Source organism: Candidatus Frankia alpina (assembly GCF_902806485.1).
GTDB classification, from domain to species: domain Bacteria; phylum Actinomycetota; class Actinomycetes; order Frankiales; family Frankiaceae; genus Frankia; species Frankia alpina.
Genome location: NZ_CADCWT010000032.1, coordinates 1 through 19,535 on the forward strand (window position 1 = coordinate 1; position 19,535 = coordinate 19,535).

The window sequence follows — 19,535 nt, forward strand, 5'->3', positions numbered from 1 at the left end:
GTGCCGGGCGTGCCTCGCATTCACCTGGGGTGAACGTGCTCGGCGACCATCTGCGCGCAGCGGGTCTCGGGCCGACCTCGGCCCGACCTCGGGCCGACCTCGGGCCGACCTCGGGCCGACCTCGGGCCGACCTCGGGCCGACCTCGGCCCGACCTCGGCCCGACCTCGGCGCGGTCGGCGGACGCGCTTCTCGTCCTCATCGATCGTCCCCTCGACCACGTCGAGCAGGAGCTGCTCGACCGCGCCCGGCAGTCTGTCCCGGTGCTGCTCGCCGGCCCGACCGTGCGCGCCCTGCCCGCCGAAAGCCCGCTGGTGGATGCCTCCGGCCTCGTCCCCGGCCGCACGACCCCCCCTTACGAACTGCGATTGCAGGCCGGGCCGCAGGGTGGTGCGATCATGGCGCGGTCGGGTGACTTCCGTCCTCGGGAGAGCTGGGTCATCCCGGAGAAGGTCGCCGACGACGTCGAACGGCTGCTGCTGATCCGCCATGAGATGAACGAATATCCCGTCTGCACCTGGCGGCCGGAGACGGGGCTCGGCATGTTCACCCTGGGCACGGGCGCCGGCGTGCTCGGTGACCCGGCCTACCATCGGCTCGTCGGGCGGTGGCTGCGGCACTGCCTCGGTGTGCACGACGCGCCGCCGGTCGGCGTCGGCTTGCTCGGTACCCCCCCCCGACACCACCGCAGCCCACCACGCGGGCCTCGACGCAACTGAGGGGCTGGAGCTGACAGCCCTGTGCAACGGAGGCCTGGGCCGCGCGCCCGTGCACTCCGCGGGCCGCCTGCCCCACCGGGTCGAGGACCCCGACGATCTGGTGAACGACCCCGAGCTCGCCGTGGTCGTCGTCGCCACCCCGACGCACACCCATCTCGAGTGGGCCGGACGGGCGCTGGAGGCCGGCAAGCATGTGGTCGTGCAGGCGCCGCTGTGCCTGGCGACGCCCGACGCCGACCAGCTTGCCGCGCTGGCAGCCGAGCGCAACCTGCTGCTCGCGGTGTACCCGCAGGGACGGGCCGACCCCGGCTATCGCGCGCTGCACGCGGCCGTCGGGCGGGGCGCGATCGGGGAGCCGCTGCGGCTGGCTCTGCACCGCGGCGGCCTGCGCCGGCCCGCGGGTACCTGGCGCGACGACGAGCGGATCAGCGGCGGCCAGCTCTACGAGCGCGGGGCCGCCGGCGTCGACCAGGTGCTCGCGCTGGTGGACGAGCCGGTCGAGTGGGTCAGCGCCTCGGAGCTCAAGCGGGTCTGGTACCACGTCAGCAACGCCGACCACAGCCAGCTGCTGCTGGGCTTCGCGAACGGTGCGCAGGCGCAGATCACCGTCTCCGACCTGACGGTGGCGGTCCGCCCGTGCATCGAGGTGCTCGGCAGCGCGGGCACGTTGATCCTCGACGACGCCCCCGCCGTCGCTAACCCCGAGCCGTTCGGCGACGAGCCGGTGGTCTCGGGCCGGCACGCCGGCCGCCGAGCCGCGCAGGACGACGCCGCTGACGGCCCGGCTTCGCTGCTGCTGGCCACCTACGACGGCGTCCGTACCCGACTTCCGCTGCCGGCGCCCGGGCCCGGCGGCGCGGCGGCGTTCTACCGCGACCTCGCCGACTGCCTGGTCTCCGGTTGGCCCCTCGTGGGCTATGGCATCGAGGCGGCCCGCCCGGTCGTTGCGGTGCTGGAGGCTGCGGTACGGTTGGCCGCCTCCGGCGGAGCACAGGTCGTGCCGCTGTGACGCTGCGCCAGCGCTGACTCTCGCCGGGCCCGGCGAGAGTCAGCGGGGTGCGCACCCCATCGGGCCTGGTACGACGCTGTCTCGACTTAGGTGTTTACTGTTGACCATGGATTGGCTGACCCTGCCCGACGCTGCAACGCAGTTGCAGGTTCCCGTGACCCGTGTTCGGCAGATGGTGCGCGACCGGACGATGCTGGCCCGGCGGGAGGGCGGCGTCCTACGGGTGCCGGCGGAGTTCATCTGCGACGGTGCGGTGGTCAAGGGCCTGCCCGGCCTGTTCACGGTCCTCGCAGACGCGGGGTTCACCGACGACGAGGCCCTGGACTGGCTCTTCCGGGAGGATCCGAGCCTGCCCGGCACCCCGATGCAGGCGCTCATCGAGAACCGCGGCAAGGAGGTCAAGCGCCGGGCCCAGGCCCTCGCCTTCTGACCGAGACCGCGCGGTGCTGGGCTTGCGGGGCTGTCGTGTGGGGCGCCGGCTCCCGTAGGGTCGAGGCATGGTCGATCGCCCGCCGCCCGCCTCGGCGCCGGTCCCCACTCCGTCGCGGGGATCGGGCCCGGCACAGGTCGTCGTCAACGGCGCCGTCCGTGCGGTCGCAGACGGCCAGCCGCTGCCCGACCTACTCGTCGAGCTCGGCCTGCGGCCCGGTTCGGTGGTCGTCGAACGCAACGGGGTGGCGCTCATCCCGTCCGAGTTGTCCGGCGTCCGGCTCGCGGACGGTGACATCCTGGAGATCGTGCGTGCCGTCGCCGGAGGTTAGCGGTGGCGAAGTCGCGCAGCGCCGGATTTCACACGTACCGCGTACGCCCGCAATGCGCCATCAAAACCACCGCCTGTTCGACGGTCGGACAGAGTCGGAAACGGGAACGACCTAGATTCCACGGATTGGATGGCAACTGATGCACAGCGTGACGGAGCGGAGTTCCCTTCCCGCTGTGAACGGCGGGGTCTCCACGCTGCGAACCCGATGACCACGACTGGACCGACGCCGCCCGCCGCCGCAGGGGACGGGTCGGCAGCGGACGGGGCTTCGGTGGGAGGGTCGGTGCGGGCGGACCGGCTGCGGCGGCTCGCCGACGCTCGGCTGTATCTCTGCACGCCGCGGCGGGCCGAGTTCGGCCCGTTCCTCGACGCCGTGATCGGCCCGCCCGGCCGGGGCGGTGTCGACCTGGTACAACTTCGCGAGAAGAACCTCGAATGGGCCGACGAGGTGCGCGGCCTGCGTGAGATCGCCGCGGCCGGCGCCGGCCGGGACACCCTGGTCAGCGCCAACGACCGTGCGGACCTCACCGCGTTCACCGGGGTGGACATCCTGCACGTCGGCCAGGACGACGTGCCGCCTGCCTTCGCCCGCCGGCTGGTCGGCCCGGACGTCCTGATCGGCCAGTCGACGCACAGCCCCGAGCAGTTCCTGGCGGCGCTGGCCGACCCGGACGTCGACTACGTGTGCGTCGGCCCGGTGCACGCGACCCCGACCAAGCAGGGGCGTCCACCGGTCGGTCTCGGGTTGCCCCGGCTCGCCGCCCGCCACGCCCCGCCGTTCCTTCCGGGTGCGAAGCCCTGGTTCGTCACCGGCGGCGTCGGCCCGGACACTATCGACGACATCCTCAACACGGGGGCTCGTCGGGTGGTTGTCGTGCGTGCCCTGACCGCCGCCGAGGACCCCGCCGCCAGCGCCGCCGCGCTGGCCCGACGGTTGCGTACCGGCTGAGCCAGGTAGAGGCGCCATGCGGCACCTGAGCTACCTCGCGGTCCTGGCCGCCTGCCTGCTTGGCACGGCGCCGCTCGAGCTGTTCCTGGGGACCAGGGTCTACGCCCGCCCACGCCGTCTGTTGCTGACCCTGCTGCCCGTCGTCCTGATCTTCGTCGCCTGGGACGTGTACGCCATCGCGGCCGGTCACTGGAGCTTCGATCCGCGCAGCATCACCGGCGTGTGGCTGCCCGGTCATCTGCCCTTGGACGAGCTGCTGTTCTTTTTCGTGGTTCCCGTCTGCGCGGTGCTGACCCTGGAGGTGGTCCGGGCAGTGCGCGGCTGGCCGGCCGGCGACGAGCCCGACGACGAGCAGGAATGAGTTACACCGTGCTGGTGGTGCTTGGCGTCGCCGCGGCGGTTGCCGCCGACCTGTGGCTCCTGCGCACCCGGCTGGTAACCCGGCGGATCTTCTGGGTCTCGTACGCGATCATCGTCGTCTTCCAACTGGTGTCCAACGGGATCCTTACCGGGTTCGGCATCGTCGTCTACGATCCGGGCGCCACCACGGGGCTACGGATCGCCTACGCTCCGGTCGAGGACCTGCTGTTCGGCTTCGCCCTCGTCACCCACACGCTTACCTGGTGGGTCTGGTGGGGTCGACGCCTGGATCGGTCTCCCCGGCGTCACCCGGCCCCCACCGACCGTCGCAAATAGCAGCGTTGCGTTACATTTGCGAAACTGAATGAAATCTCCCCGCACTCCGTGACGGAAACGAGTGAATTGGCCCCCTGGAGGTCATCCATCGGCCTAACCTCGACCGTGATGACGCATGATGTTGCGGGGGGCTCGGGCTCGGCGGGGCGGCACCGTTCTCCCTGGGGCAAGCCGGGCAGGATTCTGCCTGTTCGGTGGGGACGCGTCATCGCCGCAGTGGCCGCATTTGCGCTGATTGTTGTGAGTCTGGCGTTGATCCTTGGTCGATTGGCCGGTGATGGTCGGGCCGCCGGGCCCACCAACCGCTCCGGCGGCCCGACCGCCCCGTTCGCGCCGGCAGCGCAGGGCCCGTCGGATGTGCTGACGGCAACCACCACGACCCACCGGCCGGGTGCGGCCGCATCGTCGACTCCCGCAGCCGGCATCGCCACCTCGACGGCTCCGGCTTCCGTGCTCGCCTCGCCGTCCGCGGTACCCTCCGGGGTCCGTTCGCGTGCCGCCGGGCAGAGCGGTGCCGCGGCTGTCCCGGTGGCACCGCGGCCCACCTGTTCGGTTCTCGCGGTGAGCGCGACGACGGTCGACCTCGGCCGGTCGACTCGGTCTGGCGGCTTGACCTGCGTGGCGAGGGCACAGCGCCGGTCGACGTCGCGGTCGGGGCGAGTCCATCCTGGCTCGCCGCCGTCCCCGACCGGCTCCGCGTCAACCCAGGGGCGGACGTTCCCCTGGTGATCACTCTCGACCGGTCGGTGGCCCCGCCGGGGCCGGTCGACGTCACCGTGCCGGTCAGCGCTCGCAACGGCGTTGGCGGGGCCGACGTGCACATCACGGCCAGCGTTGACGGACCACTGCGAATCCTTTCGGTGGTGGCCGCGCCGGATCGGGTCTCGCGGGCGGGCTGCCCGTCGGCGGCGGGTGTGGCACAGGCGACGGTGGCGGTGACGGCGCTCGACGAGACCGGCATCTTCGCCGTGGAACTGACCGCCGTCCTGCCCGGTGGGCGGACGACGACCGAGTCGCTGAGCCTCGGCCAGACGACGGGAAACCGCTCGACGTGGACCGGCCAGCTGGCGTCCGCGCAGGATCCCGGCACGATCAACTACACCGCCACCGTCACGGATCTGGAAGGGCGACGTGCGCAGTCGCCGGGCTCACTCGTCGTGCTGCCCTGCCCGTCGTGAGCCGGCGGACCGTACCGGTCAGCGGCCAGAAAGTGTGGTGCCGCCCGACTCGGGGGGTGCCGGGCGGCGAATTTATCATCGCAGGTGCGCCCCGCCTCGCCAAGACCTTGGCCGGTGTCCTCCCCGGCCCCCTCGATCACGTAGGCGAGTAAGGCCAGGTCAGGAAGGGCGTCGGTCGGCTGCTCCCCGGCCACGTGGCGGCCACGGCGCGCGGGTCGGAGGCACTGCGCCCGGGCCGGGTGATGATTCTCCATCGAACAGGCCCGTGGTGTAGACGAGCTGGACGCCCAGCCGGTCGGCGACGGCGAGCTGGAGGTCGGGAGGTAACCGGCGCTCGCACGGCCGATCGGGTTGTCCAGGAACAGCACGCCGGCATGCGGCGCCCGCAGCTGGCCGCGATCGTTGGCCCGGAGTGCCGCCATCGTGCAGTACAGGATGATGGCGGCGGTGAGCTGCTGACCGCCGGAGAAGACGTCGCCAAGCTCGCTGACCCTCACCGCGACTTTAGTGGTCGGCGGGCGACCGCCGACGGGATTGGGAGGCGGCGCGAGTTCAGTGCACTCTGTTGAGAGTTTGAATGTTGGGCGCGCATGATTGGCCGTGCCCGGAAGATCCAGGGTGATCTCGCTCACGAAGTGCACCCCCGTTGGGGCGCGGGCCTGGCCGGCCGTCGTCGTGAGGGAGAAACATCCCGGTAGTGCAGGCCTTTCAGGCGTTGCCGGTGCTAGCCGGCTGGGAGTCGGAGGCCTACGGGTGCCCAGTCGGAGCGGCGCACCCCACGCGAATCAGGCGGGCTGTCGAGCGACCGTCAACAGGTCGGCGGGGTATTCTCAACTCGGTTCCGGCGCGTGGCTGAGGCGTCACCACGATGAACGTTCGGCGCGGACGGGATCGACCGGGGGCGCGTGTTCGCTCGACGAGGGGTGGCGCAGGCTTGCCGGGCACCAGGCGGGTGCCCGTTTTCCCTTTCTCCTGCCCGCGGCGCGGCGGGCCCGGTGGGCGGGGCTTTGGCGGCGGCGGCCGACGGCCGTCCCGGTGCGCGAGGTGACCGACGAGACGACGCGCCGCCAGGCGCCGAGGGAACAGGTGGATAACGCCGTGGACGCTGCTCTGGAGGAGCTGGGGTTGCCGCGCCAGGCCGCGGCGGTGGCGCGGCCTGGCTGGGAGGAGCCGACCCCGTCGCCTCTCTCACCTGCGGATGGCATAGCGGCCCAGCGTGACGCGGCCGCGCAGCTCGGCGCGGCCGTGCGCGCGTTGACCGACGCCACCGTGCGCACGCTTGTGCCGACCGAGACCCTGCTCGACATCGCCGCCCGGATCACCGAGTGCCTGCCCGCGTTGACCGCCGAGCAGCGCGACGTCGGTGAACCCGCGCCACTGGACGACCCGGCCGCGAAGATGTGGCTGTACAGCCCGGTCGTCGGGCAGGCCAACCCGATCGCGCCCTGGGTCGAGACCACACTGGTGGACGGGGTCCTCACCGGCCGTGCCACCTTCGGCCTGCCCTACCAGGGGCCGCGCGGCTACCTGCACGGTGGGGTGAGCGCCATGATGCTCGACCAGATCTTGGGCGACGTCGTCAGCGCGAGTGGCCGGTCCGGCCTCACCGTCTCCCTGTCCACCCGTTACCGCCGGCCGGTCCCGCTGCTGGCTCCAGTGCTCGTGGTCGGCCAGGTCGTCGAGGTCGCCGACCGGAAGACCACCGCGGTCGGCACGATCGCGCTGGAGTCGGAGCCCGACCAGCCCCTGGTCGAAGGCGTCGGCATCTTCGTCGTGCCCCGGCCGGACCAGGCCGCCCGACTGTTCGGCGTCTCGGCCCCCGACGCCCCCGGCACGGTCCCCGCCGGCCGCCGTCGACCGACCTGACCCGCTGGAGGAACGACGACCATGACCACGCCCGACATCGGACGGCGTCCCTCCGCGCCGGCGCAGCGCCCCGCCGGCACCCGGCCCGTGGGCTGGCGCCGCCCTCTGCCGCCGGTGGAGCAGGTCCGGCCGGGGCTGTGGAGCATCCCGCTCCCGCTGCCCTGGGCGAAGCCCGCTCACGTGTCCGTCTACGTCTTCGAGACCGCGGACGGGCCCTTACCTGATCGACGCCGGCTGGGACTCCGACGACGCCTACACGGCCCTGGAGACCGGGCTGGACACGCCCTGCACCTCGGTTACCGAGGTGCAGGGCGTCGTCGTCACCCACGCCCATCTCGATCACTTCGGGATGGCCGGCCGGATCCGGGAGGCGTCCGGCGCCTGGGCGTCGCTGCACCCGTTGGACAACGCGATCATGAGCCAGTTCGAGAACGGTTTCGCCACGCGGATCCCGGGGCTGATGGCCCGCGCCGGCGCCCCGGCCGAGGTGACCGAGCAGCTGGTCAAGGGCACCCAGGCGGCCGTCCGCCGGATTCCGCGTCCGGACGTCCTGATCGAGGACGGCGGGCGACCGGACATCCCCGGGTGGGACCTGCGCGCGCTGTGGACGCCCGGCCATTCGCCGGGACGCCTGTGCTTCTGGGAGCCGGTCAACCGGCTGCTGCTGTCCGGTGACCATGTGCTCCCGTCGACCGTGGTCGGCACCCCCGAACCGGACGAGTCCCATCCCGACCCGCTCGGTGACCACCTGCGCGCGCTCGCCCGGCTGCGCGGGCTGGACGCCGCGGAGGTCCTGCCGGCGCACGAGCACCGCTTCACCGGCCTGGAAGCCCGCCTCGCCGAGATCGACGCGGTGCACCAGGGTCGGCTTGCCGAGGTGCTGGCGGGCCTGCGCGCCGGCGCAAGCACCGTCTGGGAACTCGCCGACCACGTGACCTGGCACCGCCCGTTCCGCAACCTGCGCGGCGTGGCGCTCCAGAACGCCGTCACCGACACCTTCGGGTGCCTCGCCGCGCTGGTGGCGACCGGCACGGCCCGCGTCGACGACGGCGCGCCTGCACGCTGGCGGCTCGCCGACTCCTAGACCAACCCAGACCAACCCGGATGTCCGCGGACGTGGCTGCCACCGCGTCCCGACTCCGGCGGAAGCGAAGGATTTCGGGCCGTCTCCATTCGGGCCGCTCCCCAGTGGTAATAGGGTGTGGGGCATGACGTCCGTGTCGCTGTCCAAGGGCGGGAATGTCTCGCTGAGCAAGGTCGCTCCCAACCTCACGGCTGTGACCATAGGGCTGGGTTGGAAGGTGCGGCAGACCAGCGGTGCCGACTACGACCTCGACGCCAGCGCGATCGTCGTCAACGAGGCCGGCCGGGTGCTCTCCGACGGCTACTTCATCTTTTTCAACAACCTGGTCAGCCCCGACGGCGCGGTCAAGCACCTCGGCGACAACCTGGTCGGCGGCGGTGGCGGCGACGACGAGCAGGTCAACGTCGACCTGCGGACGTTGACCCCGCAGGCGGCGAAGGTCGTCTTCGCGGTGTCGATCTACGATGCGGATACCCGCCGGCAGACCTTCGGCCAGATCCGCGACGCCTTCATCCGGGTCACCGACGCCACGACCGGTGCGGAGGCGGCCCGCTACGACCTCACCGAGGACGCCTCCACCGAGACTGCGATGATCTTCGGCGAGCTCTACCGCTACGGCGGGGAGTGGAAGTTCCGCGCCGTCGGCCAGGGATACGCCTCCGGCCTGCGCGGAATCGCGCTGGACTTCGGCGTCAACGTCTCCTGAACCTCGCGCCTGAGGGCACTCGGGGCCAGGGCGGCACCGATCACACCTGATTACCTCTTCGCAGGATCAGGGGGTCGAGGAGAGCGGCCATCTCCTCGGGGTCGAAATGATGCCGATACCGGTGGCAGGCACCGTTGTTCGCGTCCCTGTCCAGGTTGTCCCACCACAGCGTCCAGCCGGCGCCGGCCGCGAGTTGGCGTAAGAACGCCCGCTGGGCGCGGCCGTTGCCCTCCCGGAAGGGATGTATCGCGTTCATGTCGCCGTAGAGCTCGGCGAGCCGGGAGACGAAGGCCTTTCGGTCGAGCTGGAGCAGGTACTGATCGTTGGCGAGGCCGGCGAACAGCGCATCGAGCTCGCTGTCGATGTTGGGTGCCAGGCAGAAGGGATGGCCGTCCTTCGCGATGTTCACGGTTCTGGTGGTGCCGGCCCAGTCGTAGACGTCTGCGAAGAGTTTTCGGTGGAACATCAGAAGGTGCGCGGCGTCGTACGCGCCCGGCAAGGTCGAGATGCCGAGTTGCGTGTAGCGGGCCGCCGAGACCTGTTGCTCCACATCGGCGAGCTCATCAGGATTGATGATCATTAGCCGGTTCCTCAAGCATTCGGAACCCGGCCAGCAGTACGGGTCACCAGCGGCAGCGATCGTGCCTCCAACGCCCCCGAGCCGACCATGCCGACGCACGGCGGTCCCCTGATGCCGGAAAGTATCCCCAGGACGGTAGCGGCTATCGCCTTACGCTATCGCCGTCAGTGATGATACCGGGCGAGAACTTCCCTGACGACGTCGTCCGCCGAACGTTCGCCGGCGGCAATCCCGCTCAACTGCTTCGCCGTCGAGGCCGACAGTTCGTAGCCCTCGAGCCGTGCGTTACCGACCGCTGCGGACACCGCCTCAGCAGGGGACATCCGCAGCCGGGAAAAGTAATCCTTCATGACCACGGGATCGATCGGCTCGTTCGAGCGCTCGCTGTCGTCGAGCCCCGCTCGCGCACGCAGCCAGGGAGCTTCCGCGTGCGTCATCCGGGAGAGCTCCTCGCCCGTGAGCTGCCCGTAGGTCTCGAGGACCCAGTCGACGAGGCGGCGGGACTGATCGTTGAGACGTTGCGGGTCGCCGCGGACCCACGTCCGCACGCCGTAGGCCCCTCGGTGGGCGCTGTAGAGCTGCGGCACGACCGGGCCGAAGGTCCAGGCCTGGACCTCGTCGGGGAAAAGGGCTGTGCCGTAGGTCGCCAGGTGCCAGGCCTGCGAGTAGTACGCCAGCTTTTGTAGGCGCATGGTGTCGACGTCGCCGAGGGTCGTGACGATCAGCGATGCGACATCGTGGACGTTTTCCGTCACGGCCTGACACCGCCTCTCGGGCCGTCCTCATAGCTGCTTGTACTGAAGATTTTATCGGTCCGTCGCCGATGATGCACGCGCTATCGAGTCGATGGTGTGATCTCCTGTCCCGCCCGAGCCGGGGATCTTGCACTGTCGTCGCCGTGCGGGTGCAGGCCCCGGGGCCTGCACGGAGATTAGGCTGGCCACGGATCAACGATAGGTCACTCGACCCTCAATGTCGAACGCATGTTCGGGTGTGTGGCGTCCGCAATAAGCGGCACCGGCGTTGTGGCGCCCTGGGGCGCAGGAGATCAGATGCGGCGCCAGCCGGTGGCGGGGCTCGTCTTGCCGATCGTGGGCACGATTCGGGTGCGTGAACCGCGCGGTGCGACGACCATGACCCGCACTGTGCGGGTGTTTGCGTCAATCCGGTAGAGGATCCGCCAGGCCGGGCCGCTGGCCTCGTGCATGCCGACCTGCTCGCCGGGAATCGGGGTGCCGGCCTTGCGAGGGTCGTCGCGTAGCTTGCCGTCGAGGAACCGGCGAACCTCGCCGCGGGTGAGCTCGGCGAGCTTGGCCAGGTCCCGTTCGGCCGAGGCGGAGAGGGTGACCTCGTGCTTGTCGCTCACCGCCGGCCACCCGTCCCGCCACCCGAGCGGGGCCGGGGCAATCCCGCGCGGGAAGAGACGACTTCCGCGTTGTTCACGCAATGATCATATGCGTCCGCCCGAGTCGCGGCGGCCTGTACGACCGCGGGCGTGAGATCCGCGGTGGTGGCCACCCGGGCCCGAGGCCAGGCGCAGGGCGTCGGCGTCGGGTGGGAAGTGCGGCCGCGGCGGCGCGCCGCAGGACCTCGTCGGCGATGTCCGCCGCCGTCCGATCGCCGCCGTCCGACCGGATGACACGGGCAGCCGCCGCTGTTGCTAACGGGCATGCGCTATGGAGACGACGACACGATCCGTCATCTGCTCGCCGACACCGAGGTGTAGGCGGTCGTCGGGCTATCCACCGACATCCGCCGCACCGCGTTCGACATCGCGGAGTACCTGCGTCGCAACGGCAAGCGGGTGGTGCCGGTCCATCCATCGGCGCCGGTGGTCGCGGGGGAGCAGGGGTACGCGACGCTGAGCGAGATCCCGTTCGCCGTCGACGTCGTCGACCTGTTCGTCCGTTCGGAGCTTGCCGGGCCGGTGGTGGACGAGGCGGTGAAGATCGGCGCGAAGGCCGTCTGGCTCCAGCTCGGCGTCCGCGATGACGCGGCCGCCGTCCGCGCCGGTGAGGCCGGCCTCGACGTCGTGATGGACACCTGCCCGGCGATGGAGGCCCCGCGCCTCGGCCTCGGCTGGACCCGCTGAACCGGTCTTAGCGCCGGTGCCGACGCCGCGCCGCGGCGCCCCGCGTCGACGCCTCGGGTGGCGGTGGCGGCGCGGTCAGCGAAGGGCCGGGTAGCGATGGCCCGGTCGGCGAAGATCCTCCTGCCGGCGATGGTCCGATCATCACGGGTTGGGGCGCGGCGGGAGCCCACAGCGAGGTGCGGGAGATCTCGTCCGGTGCCCGGCGGGAGCGGCGGACCAGGACGAGCCGGCGGGTGCCCAGCGCCGCGGCGGGCGGGAACAGGACGAGCACCGGCAGCAGGTAGCGATAGTCGAAGCAGACCGTGGCCGCCGGCACCACGAGGACCACGACGCCGGCCGCGGCGAGCAGGGCTGTGTCGGCGCGCAGCCGCCGGTGTTCAGTCGTCTGGTCGCGCCAGCGTCGCCTGGCCCGGGCACCGCGCACGCCAAGCCGTGGGACGCGGCGCCGGGCCGGTACCGCGATCGCGACGACGGCGAGCAGCAGCATTGCGGCCAGCACCGGGCCGGGGGTGAAGCCGTCATGCTGGTACCGGTGCAGGAAGCCGGCGGTTGACCCGTGGATCTCGCGTTTCGGCGTGTCGCCGTGCAGGCCCAGCAGCGGCTCGGCGTTATGCAGGAAGCGGGGCTCGTCTCCGGTGGGGAAGCGCCAGGTGGCGTCGGGCCAGTCCCGGTGCCCGATCGGCCGGCCGGGGCGGAAGTAGTGGACGAGCTCCCCGCCGACCATGCGGACGTAGTCGCCGAACTGGTAGCGGATGACCTGGTGGGTGAAGTCGCGCAGCAGCGCGTCGCGCTCGTCGGCGGGCACGTGCAGCCGCCGGGACGGGCTGTTGACGCTCCACACGTAGTAGCTGGGGTCCGGCCGCTCGGCGGCCGGATGGGGGGAGCACAGCACGAGCTGCGGCCGGCTCAGGTGCAGCCGGTCGCAGTCGGCGATCGGCGCCACCCGGCCGTACATCCACACCGCGTCGCCGCCGGTGAGCGCGTACTTCCCGTGGCTTTCATGGAACCAGCTCGCGTAGGCGACGAGTGGCACGGCCAGGGTGACGGCGAAGGTCGCGAAGCGAAGCCAGCCGACCCGGCGCAGCAGCAGGTAGCCGACGACCAGCACGGCGATGGCCACGCCGATCGTGCGGACCAGGCCCGCGCCGGCAAGTAGCAGCCCGGCCAGCTCGCAGGCCCACACCGACGGGCGGGGCGACCAGGTCAGGGCGACGATCGCGGCGACCAGCAGCACCGCGAACAGCGTCTCGGCCATCACGTAGTGCTCGATGACCAGCTCGTAGGCATCGAGCAGGACCGGTGCCGCGGCGAGCGCCGCAACCGGCGCCGCGATGCGCCGGTGCACCAGCATCACGTAGAGGGTCACGCCCAGAGCCAGCCCCGCCGCGTGCTGGACGACGGTGACCCACCAGAGGTCGTCGGTGAACGACAGCAGCCGCAGGAACGCCGGGTAGCCCGCCGGGCGCATCGGGTCGGGGGCCTTCAGCGTCGACAGGCGTAGATACGCGTAGGAGTCGCCGTAGAACTCGAAAGCCGGCCGATAGGCATAGGCGGTGATCGCCCGCAGCGCCACGCCCGCGGCGAGCAGGACCGCGAAGGGCAGATGCCGCATCGACCGATGGCGGCGGGTAGGCGGTTGGTCCTCGCCGCCGGCGTCGTCGCCTAGCACGACCGGCGCGTCGGGCGACGCCGGTTCCTCCGCCGCGCGGGCGGCGGCGTCGTCGTCGCCGCCGCGCGGAAGGCCACGGCCGTTGCCGCGGCCGGGTTCGTCCGGATAGACGGGTGGGTCGGCTTCGTCCGGCCGGGCCGGACCGCCGGGAAGGTCCGGCTCGTCGGGGTAGACGGGGTCGTCGGGTCCCGCCGGTGCCGCCGCAGCCGAGGGCAGCGGCGGCACCGGCGGCGGCGCAGAGCCGGGGTTTTGATCAGGGGGCGGCGGGAACAGGTGCCTGCCCAGGACGACCATCGTCGAAGTCCGCCGTTCTCAGAACCCGACGGCCTCGGCCGGGTGCTCCTGCGTCTGGTAGTGCATGCCGACCAGCGGCGTGCCGCCGGGCGGGTCGCCGGGCGGGTCGCCGGGCGCCCGCATCGCCGGGCGGGCGGTGGCGCGCTGGTGCCCGCCGCTGGGCCCTGCGGTCAGCAGGCGCAGGAAGAACGAGCCGAACGCGGTCTGCGCGCCGAGCACCATCAGGGTCATTGCGAGCAGCGCCGGCCGCAGCTCGTTCAGGGGACCGAGATCGTTCGCGAGCCACCGCAGGAGCACCACGATGTCGACGACGAACCCGACCGTGAACAGGCCAACTCCGAGTGCCAGTCCGCGTTCGAGGGTGAACACCCGGTGGACCAGCGGCAACGGCCAGCGGCGACGCTCCTGCCAGCCGACCGCGTGGTTGTGGACGTCCGCGCAGACACCGAGCAGCACCACCTGCCAGCCGAGCAGCGCCAGCAGAGCGAACAGGATCGAGAAGTGCAGGTCCAGCCGGTGGAAGCCGAGGTCCAGCGAGCCGGGCAGCAGGACCGCCTGGCCGACGAGCCCGAGTGCCAGCAGCACCAGACCCGGCAGGACGAACAGGTACCGCGGCGCGAGCAGCAGCATGAACCGCAGGTGGCGCCAACCGTCGCGCAGCGAGTGCAGCTTGGAGTCACCCACCCGCGGATGGTAGGTGATCGGCACCTCCTCGATGCGCAGCTCGGCGCGCCCGGCGGCGATGACCAGCTCGCTGGCCAGTTCCATTCCCTCGCAGCGCAGCCGCATCCGCTGGTACGCCTCGCGGCTGAACGCGCGCATCCCCGAGTGGGCGTCGGAGGAGCGCACGTCGAACAGGTGGTTGAGGATGCCGGTGAGCACCGGGTTGCCGACATAGCGGTGCAGCCAGGGCATGGCGCCCGGCAGGATCTTCCCGGCGAAGCGGGAGCCGAGTACGTAGTCCGCCCGCCCTGCGCGCAGCGGGGCGAGGAGCGCGTCGAGATCGGAGAAGTCGTAGGAGTCGTCGGCGTCGCCCATCACGATCAGCCGGCCCTCGGCGGCGGCGAAGCCGGCCAGGTAGGCGTTGCCGTAGCCGCGTCGCGTCTCGTGCACGACCCGGGCGCCCGCCGCCTTGGCGAGCTCGGCCGACCGGTCCGTCGAGCCGTTGTCGACGACGACGACCTCGCCGACGGCGCCCGCGGCGGCGAGCCCGGCGAGGGCCTTGCGCACGCACACCCCGACCGAGTCCTGCTCGTTGAGGCACGGCATCACGACCGAGACCTCGAACGCCTGCCCCCGGGAAAGGGTTGCCCCGCCGGTGGCGGGAGTCTCCCCGACGGTGCCGGCGCCGATGCCGCCCGTGGCACTCTCCATCGTCCGTATCCCCTCCATGGCCGGGCGTGCCCGTGACCGTCCACCGGTGGCTGTCCATGACGGGAGTCCGATGACCAGTCTCCGGCTTGCCGACGCCAATCACGCAGGTGAAGCATCAGCAGACCGACGCGAGCCATTCTGGCGGCCGGTGCCACGGGTCGCTCGGCCGCAGTCCCGTAACCTACCGATCTGTTCACATGGTCCCGTTACCGGTATCCAACTGCGGACACCTCCGTAGTCCGTCGAGCTGGGTTGCACGTGCGCGCCGCGCGGCTCCTGTGCTGGTCAGGGTGCTGGTCAGGGCCGATCGGGAGATGCTCCGTGGCTGGCCTGCGTTGTGTCGCGGCAGACACGCCAGCCCGTCACACGCGCCTCGGTGTGACGCTTCTTACGGGGAGGCGTAACGTCTGGTGCTCGTGCAAGGTGTTCGCGTTTCAGACGAGGTGCCGGCGCTTCCCGCGTCGACCGATGACCCAGACGCTTCCTCCGCCGCCGCGGCCGCGCGGGCGCTCGCCCCGCCGCGCAGAGGCTGCCCTCATTCCCCACCCTGTCCTACCGCGGACGGCGCCGACCGTGACGCCGCGCGGGTGACCAACCAGCACTGGGACCAGGGCTGGAGCCGGCTGTGCAACGGGGTGATCCTCTTCGACGACACCGGCGAGATCCTGCCGACGGGTCGTACGGTCGAGCCGCGGCGTGCCCTGCCGCGGCCGGCCTGCGCCCCTCGGCCGCCGGCGCCACGGCGGGCGAGCCAGGCTCCCATCCGAGTCTGACCCGCCCTCGCCGGACCTGATCCACCCTCGCCGTGCCTGACCCGTCTCCCGGGGCCGGCGGCTGTGAAGTTCGTCCAGAATGATCCGACGAGCCCGCGGGCGGGTACGGTGCCGGGCGTGATGGCGAGATCGACGGGCGGGTCTGTACGGCGGATTGTCGGGTCAGCGCGGGGGCCCCGCCTGGTCGACCGCTGGCGGGCGGAGGTGCCCCCCGGATTCCGACCCGGACCCGGGGTCGGGCTGTCGTCGGCGACGAGCCCGGTTGGGTGCCGGGCCCGCCTGCTCATGCGCCGCGACATCGCCCTCGGCCGCAGTTTCGCGCAGGCGTTCACCCAGGCGGACCGCTCGCTGTTCACGGCGCTCGCCGGCGGGCGCCCACTGCTCGACCCGGTCCTGCCGCGGCTGTCGCACGGCCGTCGACCACGGCCTGCTGTGGTGGGGTGTGGCGGGGGCGCTGGGGGCCGCCAAGGGGCGCCGCCGCCCGGCCGCGGCCCGCGCCCTGATCGGGCTCGGTATCGCCAGCGTCCTGGCCAACGGCCCGGCCAAGCTGGTGTTCCGCCGCGACCGGCCGCCGACGCATGGCATCCCGCCGCTGCGCCGGCTCTCCCGCGACCTGACGACCTTCTCGTTCCCTTCCGGGCACGCCGCGTCCGCCGCCGCCTTCGAGACCGGGGTCGCCCTCGACGCGCCCGGGGCGGCGGTGCCGGTGGCCGCCCTCGCCGCCGCCGTGGCGTTCTCCCGGGTGTATGTCGGGGTGCACTACCCCGGGGACGTGGCCGCGGGGATCCTGCTGGGCATCGGGCGCGGGCCTGTTCACCACGAAGGTGATGCCACGCCGGCCGTGGGTGCCGGCACGGGCGAGCCCGGCGTCGGCCTGGGCGCCCGCCCTGCCCGAGGGGGAGGGGCTCACCGTCGTCGTCAACGCGCGCTCCGGTCCGGGCAACCACTCCGATCTGCTCGCCGTGCTCCGCGCCGACCTGCCGCGGGCGGAGGTCGTCGAGGTCGGGCCGGCCGACGACCTGGCCGCCGCGCTGACCACCGCCGCGTCGAAGTCGAGAGTGCTGGGCATCGCCGGTGGCGACGGAAGCATCAACACCGCCGCTCGGGTGGCGCTGGCCCGCGGCATGCCGCTGGCGGTCTTCCCGGCGGGCACGCTCAACCACTTCGCCACCGACCTCGGCCTGGTCGGCGCCGGCGACTCGGTGCAGGCGGTCCGCGAAGGTTCGGCGGTCGCCGTCGACCTCGGCCGGGCCGACGGCATCTCCGCCGTGTTCGACCGGTTCTCCCGGATCTTCGTGAATATCGCGAGCCTGGGCGGCTACCCCGACATGGTGGCCGTGCGTGAACGGTTCGAGCGGCGCATCGGCAAGTGGCCCGCGATGATGATCGCGTTGTGCTGGGTGCTGCGCCACGAGCCGCCGTTCGACGTGGAGATCGACGCCGAACGCCGCCGGGTCTGGTTGATCTTCGTCGGCAACGGGGTGTACCGGCCCGACGGCTTCGCGCCGACCTACCGCAACCGGCTCGACGAGAGCCTGCTCGACCTGCGGATCATCGACGCGTCGGCGCCGCTGGCCCGGCTGCGGCTGGTCGGGGCCGTCCTCACCGGACGGCTCGGCCGCAGCCGGGTGTACGAGCAGCGCACCGTGGAGCGGGTGCTGATCTCCTCTCGGGCGCCCGGACCGCTGCCCTTTGCCTGCGACGGCGAGGTCACCGAGGTCACCGAGGGGGTGGAGCGGATCGTGATCACGCCGAGTGGCGCCCGGCTGATCGTCTACCGCCCGCGACGCCTCGGCGACGGCGGGGTCCCCGTGCCAGGCGCCCGGAGGCCGCTTGCACGGACGTTCAGCCGCCGCGGTGCTGAAGCGGGATGAGCGTGTGCAGCGGGCGGGTGAGCTGCGTGAACTGGGTGGAGTCGAGGAGGTCCTCGACGAGCAGCGCGCAGGCCAGGTCGGCGCACAGCTCCATGACCCGGTGATCCTCGCTGGAATCGGTGGCGACGCGCTGGCCGCGGCAGTCCGGGCACAGCCGCCAGAACCCCTCGGCGGCGCTGCGGCGCACGAGCGTCCACACCCGGCGACGGCCGGTCACCACGGCGCTGGCGAAGGCGGCGTCCATGGCCTGCTGATGGGCGGAGTCGTCCCGGGTCAGGGCGCTGACCAGCAGCCCGTCGAAGACCTCGAGGCTGTCCGGGTCGTGGCAGCGACCGGCGAGGACCGGCAGCGCGGCGAGGACCCGCTTGACGTCCGCGGCGGCCGGGCCGAGGTCAGGTTCGTGCGAGCGCGCCCGTGGGTAGACCGTGCGCCAGGGCCGCATGAGTGCGGCGTACTCGGCGCGGCCGAGAATGGGCCGGGCGTAGGAGGCGGCGACGGCGTCGCGCATCGCGCGCAGCGCGGTGGCAGCCACAGATGGCTCGACGGTGACGTAGTCGGCGCCGGCGAGGTCGTCGGCATAGATCGCGCTCAGCGCGTCGAAGGCGGCCAGTACCTCGACGATCAGCGGTGAGTCGGGGGCCAGCGCCTTGTCCCGGGCGGCGGCCAGGTAGCCGGAGTTGCGCCAGGCGGCCGCGAGCGAGCCAAGCTCGGCGTCGGAGGTGTGCACAAGCTGGGCGAGGATGCCGAGGATGCCTCGCAGGTTGGGATGTTCCTCCAGCCGTTCGATGCGGCGGGCTCGAAGAATCATGCCGCTCGCCCGCCCCTGGCGGGTACCCCGGCGCACACGGATCGTCGCGGGGTCACCGGGAGCCTGCCCGGCCACGGCGCGGATGGTGCCACCGCGAGTATGGGGGTCGTCGTGACACCGTTCACCTCGTCCTCCTCGACCGTCGCGGCCTGCGCCGGGCAGCCGTCGTCCGAACTTGTGCGGGCGAACCGGCCGGACGTCCCGTCACCGGCCGGATCATGAGCGGCGCGGCGGATGCGGCGACCGTATCTGATCACTTCATGGTCTCGCGCCTCAGGCAGGCCACATCTCGTCGTTCTCCGACACCGTAGCTGCGCGGGGCGGCGTGCGCGGGGAGTGCCGCCTGCGTGGGGTCCGCGGCGTTGTACGCCGCGTCGCCGATCTCCCGATGTCACCTCCGTGAGACTAGTGTTTGCGGCCCCGATGTGGAACTCGTTGTGCCATTAGGCGGGGCATGACGGTGCTGGCACGGGGGTGCCCATGGGGCCCCAGGACGGATCGGCATGGCTGCCGGAGGCGGTGTGGCACGTCGGTGTCGGCCGCCCTGGTCACGCAGGGCAACGATGGCGCCGGTGCGTCGCAGGGTGCCGCCGCTGAACCCCGCCGGGTGAGGCTCGCGACACCACGGCTGGGCCAGCATGCCCGCCGGGGACGGCTGGGGCCCGCTTGGGCGGCGTTTTCCCTGGGAGTGCCGGCACGGGCGGGTGGTGTCCGCGGCGCCGGTGGCTCCTGCGTGCTGGCGGCCGCGGGCGGTGGCGGCTCCTGGGCGGCCCGCGGAGATCGGCCGGCGCAGCCGCGCGGGCGGGTGCTGGCCGGCACTGACTGTGCAGGTCGGCGTGGGCCGGCCGGCGGCGCGAGCGGCCGCGGGCACGGCGACGGTACCTCCGCGCGGGGGTGGGGCCGGGGGTAGCGCGGCGCGGCGCCGACCTCCGATGGTGCTGCCCCCGTCGGGGTGGACCGGGGGTGCCCGGACGACCGTCGGCGTCGCCGTCGCCTCCCCCGGCGGCGGCGGTGACACGCTCCGGAAAATCCATCGGGCCCGGGACGAGCGACCTGGGTAGGTCGTTCGTCCCGGGCCCGCCGTGGGCCCACCGGCCTCGCAT

General features: G+C 72.3%; 17 protein-coding genes and 3 pseudogenes. 14 read left to right on the forward strand and 6 right to left on the reverse strand.

Annotation, left to right across the window (positions count from 1 at the left end):
* From G6R25_RS30145 to G6R25_RS06145, 10 genes and pseudogenes are all read left to right on the forward strand, one after another.
* Positions 1 to 1,726: pseudogene (locus G6R25_RS30145) on the forward strand (Gfo/Idh/MocA family protein); the annotation flags it as partial.
* 106 nt (positions 1,727 to 1,832) lie between these two features.
* The gene (locus G6R25_RS06100; protein WP_163552214.1) at positions 1,833 to 2,156 is read left to right on the forward strand and encodes an Rv2175c family DNA-binding protein; all 324 of its coding nucleotides are present in this window, start codon (positions 1,833 to 1,835) and stop codon (positions 2,154 to 2,156) included.
* Between the two features lie 67 nt (positions 2,157 to 2,223).
* A complete protein-coding gene (gene thiS / locus G6R25_RS06105; protein WP_136447646.1) occupies positions 2,224 to 2,487 on the forward strand; it encodes a sulfur carrier protein ThiS in 264 nt (87 codons plus the stop codon).
* A 207-nt stretch (positions 2,488 to 2,694) separates the two neighbouring features.
* On the forward strand, positions 2,695 to 3,438 hold the full coding sequence (locus G6R25_RS06110; RefSeq protein ID WP_235947572.1) for a thiamine phosphate synthase: 744 nt from the start codon (positions 2,695 to 2,697) through the stop codon (positions 3,436 to 3,438).
* Between the two features lie 16 nt (positions 3,439 to 3,454).
* Positions 3,455 to 3,799, forward strand: a complete 345-nt coding sequence (locus tag G6R25_RS06115) for a lycopene cyclase domain-containing protein (RefSeq protein ID WP_136447647.1) — start codon at positions 3,455 to 3,457, stop codon at positions 3,797 to 3,799.
* Positions 3,796 to 4,134, forward strand: a complete 339-nt coding sequence (locus tag G6R25_RS06120) for a lycopene cyclase domain-containing protein (RefSeq protein WP_136447648.1) — start codon at positions 3,796 to 3,798, stop codon at positions 4,132 to 4,134. The genes G6R25_RS06115 and G6R25_RS06120 overlap by 4 nt, the downstream gene beginning before the upstream one ends.
* A 725-nt stretch (positions 4,135 to 4,859) precedes the next feature.
* Positions 4,860 to 5,312, forward strand: a complete 453-nt coding sequence (locus tag G6R25_RS26340) for a hypothetical protein (protein ID WP_235947576.1) — start codon at positions 4,860 to 4,862, stop codon at positions 5,310 to 5,312.
* 1,044 nt (positions 5,313 to 6,356) lie between these two features.
* Positions 6,357 to 7,178 (forward strand): PaaI family thioesterase, encoded by an 822-nt coding sequence (locus tag G6R25_RS06135; RefSeq protein WP_235947578.1) that lies wholly within the window; start codon positions 6,357 to 6,359, stop codon positions 7,176 to 7,178.
* 262 nt (positions 7,179 to 7,440) lie between these two features.
* Entirely contained in the window at positions 7,441 to 8,262 is an 822-nt protein-coding gene (locus G6R25_RS06140) for an MBL fold metallo-hydrolase (RefSeq protein ID WP_235947587.1), read from the forward strand.
* Between the two features lie 124 nt (positions 8,263 to 8,386).
* Positions 8,387 to 8,968 carry a TerD family protein gene (locus G6R25_RS06145; protein WP_163552202.1) on the forward strand — a complete coding sequence of 194 codons (582 nt, stop codon included), beginning with the start codon at positions 8,387 to 8,389 and terminating at the stop codon, positions 8,966 to 8,968.
* A gap of 40 nt (positions 8,969 to 9,008) precedes the next feature.
* Here the strand turns inward: G6R25_RS06145 and G6R25_RS06150 are convergent, their stop codons facing one another.
* The 3 genes from G6R25_RS06150 to G6R25_RS06160 all read right to left on the reverse strand — a co-directional run bounded on the left by G6R25_RS06150 (position 9,009) and on the right by G6R25_RS06160 (position 10,914).
* Positions 9,009 to 9,548, reverse strand: coding sequence for a Fic/DOC family protein (locus tag G6R25_RS06150; protein ID WP_163552203.1), 540 nt, complete (start codon positions 9,546 to 9,548; stop codon positions 9,009 to 9,011).
* A gap of 164 nt (positions 9,549 to 9,712) precedes the next feature.
* Positions 9,713 to 10,303: a type II toxin-antitoxin system antitoxin SocA domain-containing protein gene (locus tag G6R25_RS06155; protein WP_163552204.1), complete on the reverse strand. Its 591-nt coding sequence runs from the start codon at positions 10,301 to 10,303 to the stop codon at positions 9,713 to 9,715.
* 293 nt (positions 10,304 to 10,596) lie between these two features.
* A complete protein-coding gene (locus G6R25_RS06160; protein ID WP_136447926.1) occupies positions 10,597 to 10,914 on the reverse strand; it encodes a type II toxin-antitoxin system RelE family toxin in 318 nt (105 codons plus the stop codon).
* Positions 10,915 to 11,286: 372 nt separating this feature from the next.
* Here G6R25_RS06160 and G6R25_RS06165 point away from each other — a divergent pair.
* A pseudogene (locus G6R25_RS06165) lies at positions 11,287 to 11,640 on the forward strand (CoA-binding protein); the annotation flags it as partial.
* 7 nt (positions 11,641 to 11,647) lie between these two features.
* Here the strand turns inward: G6R25_RS06165 and G6R25_RS06170 are convergent.
* Positions 11,648 to 13,603 (reverse strand): hypothetical protein, encoded by a 1,956-nt coding sequence (locus G6R25_RS06170; protein ID WP_163552205.1) that lies wholly within the window; start codon positions 13,601 to 13,603, stop codon positions 11,648 to 11,650.
* Between the two features lie 18 nt (positions 13,604 to 13,621).
* On the reverse strand, positions 13,622 to 14,977 hold the full coding sequence (locus G6R25_RS06175) for a glycosyltransferase family 2 protein (protein WP_235947582.1): 1,356 nt from the start codon (positions 14,975 to 14,977) through the stop codon (positions 13,622 to 13,624).
* Positions 14,978 to 15,420: 443 nt separating this feature from the next.
* Here G6R25_RS06175 and G6R25_RS25005 point away from each other — a divergent pair, with 443 nt between their 5' ends.
* The 3 genes and pseudogenes from G6R25_RS25005 (at position 15,421) to G6R25_RS30160 (ending at position 17,624) form a co-directional block, all read left to right on the forward strand.
* Positions 15,421 to 15,750, forward strand: a complete 330-nt coding sequence (locus G6R25_RS25005) for a DUF5999 family protein (protein WP_419469315.1) — start codon at positions 15,421 to 15,423, stop codon at positions 15,748 to 15,750.
* A 550-nt stretch (positions 15,751 to 16,300) separates the two neighbouring features.
* A pseudogene (locus G6R25_RS30155) lies at positions 16,301 to 16,489 on the forward strand (bifunctional phosphatase PAP2/diacylglycerol kinase family protein); the annotation flags it as partial.
* An 88-nt stretch (positions 16,490 to 16,577) separates the two neighbouring features.
* Entirely contained in the window at positions 16,578 to 17,624 is a 1,047-nt protein-coding gene (locus G6R25_RS30160) for a diacylglycerol/lipid kinase family protein (RefSeq protein WP_419469316.1), read from the forward strand.
* Here the strand turns inward: G6R25_RS30160 and G6R25_RS06190 are convergent.
* On the reverse strand, positions 17,596 to 18,432 hold the full coding sequence (locus G6R25_RS06190) for a hypothetical protein (protein ID WP_163552208.1): 837 nt from the start codon (positions 18,430 to 18,432) through the stop codon (positions 17,596 to 17,598). The two genes, G6R25_RS30160 and G6R25_RS06190, sit on opposite strands and share 29 nt — an antisense overlap.
* Positions 18,433 to 19,535: the final 1,103 nt, after the last annotated feature.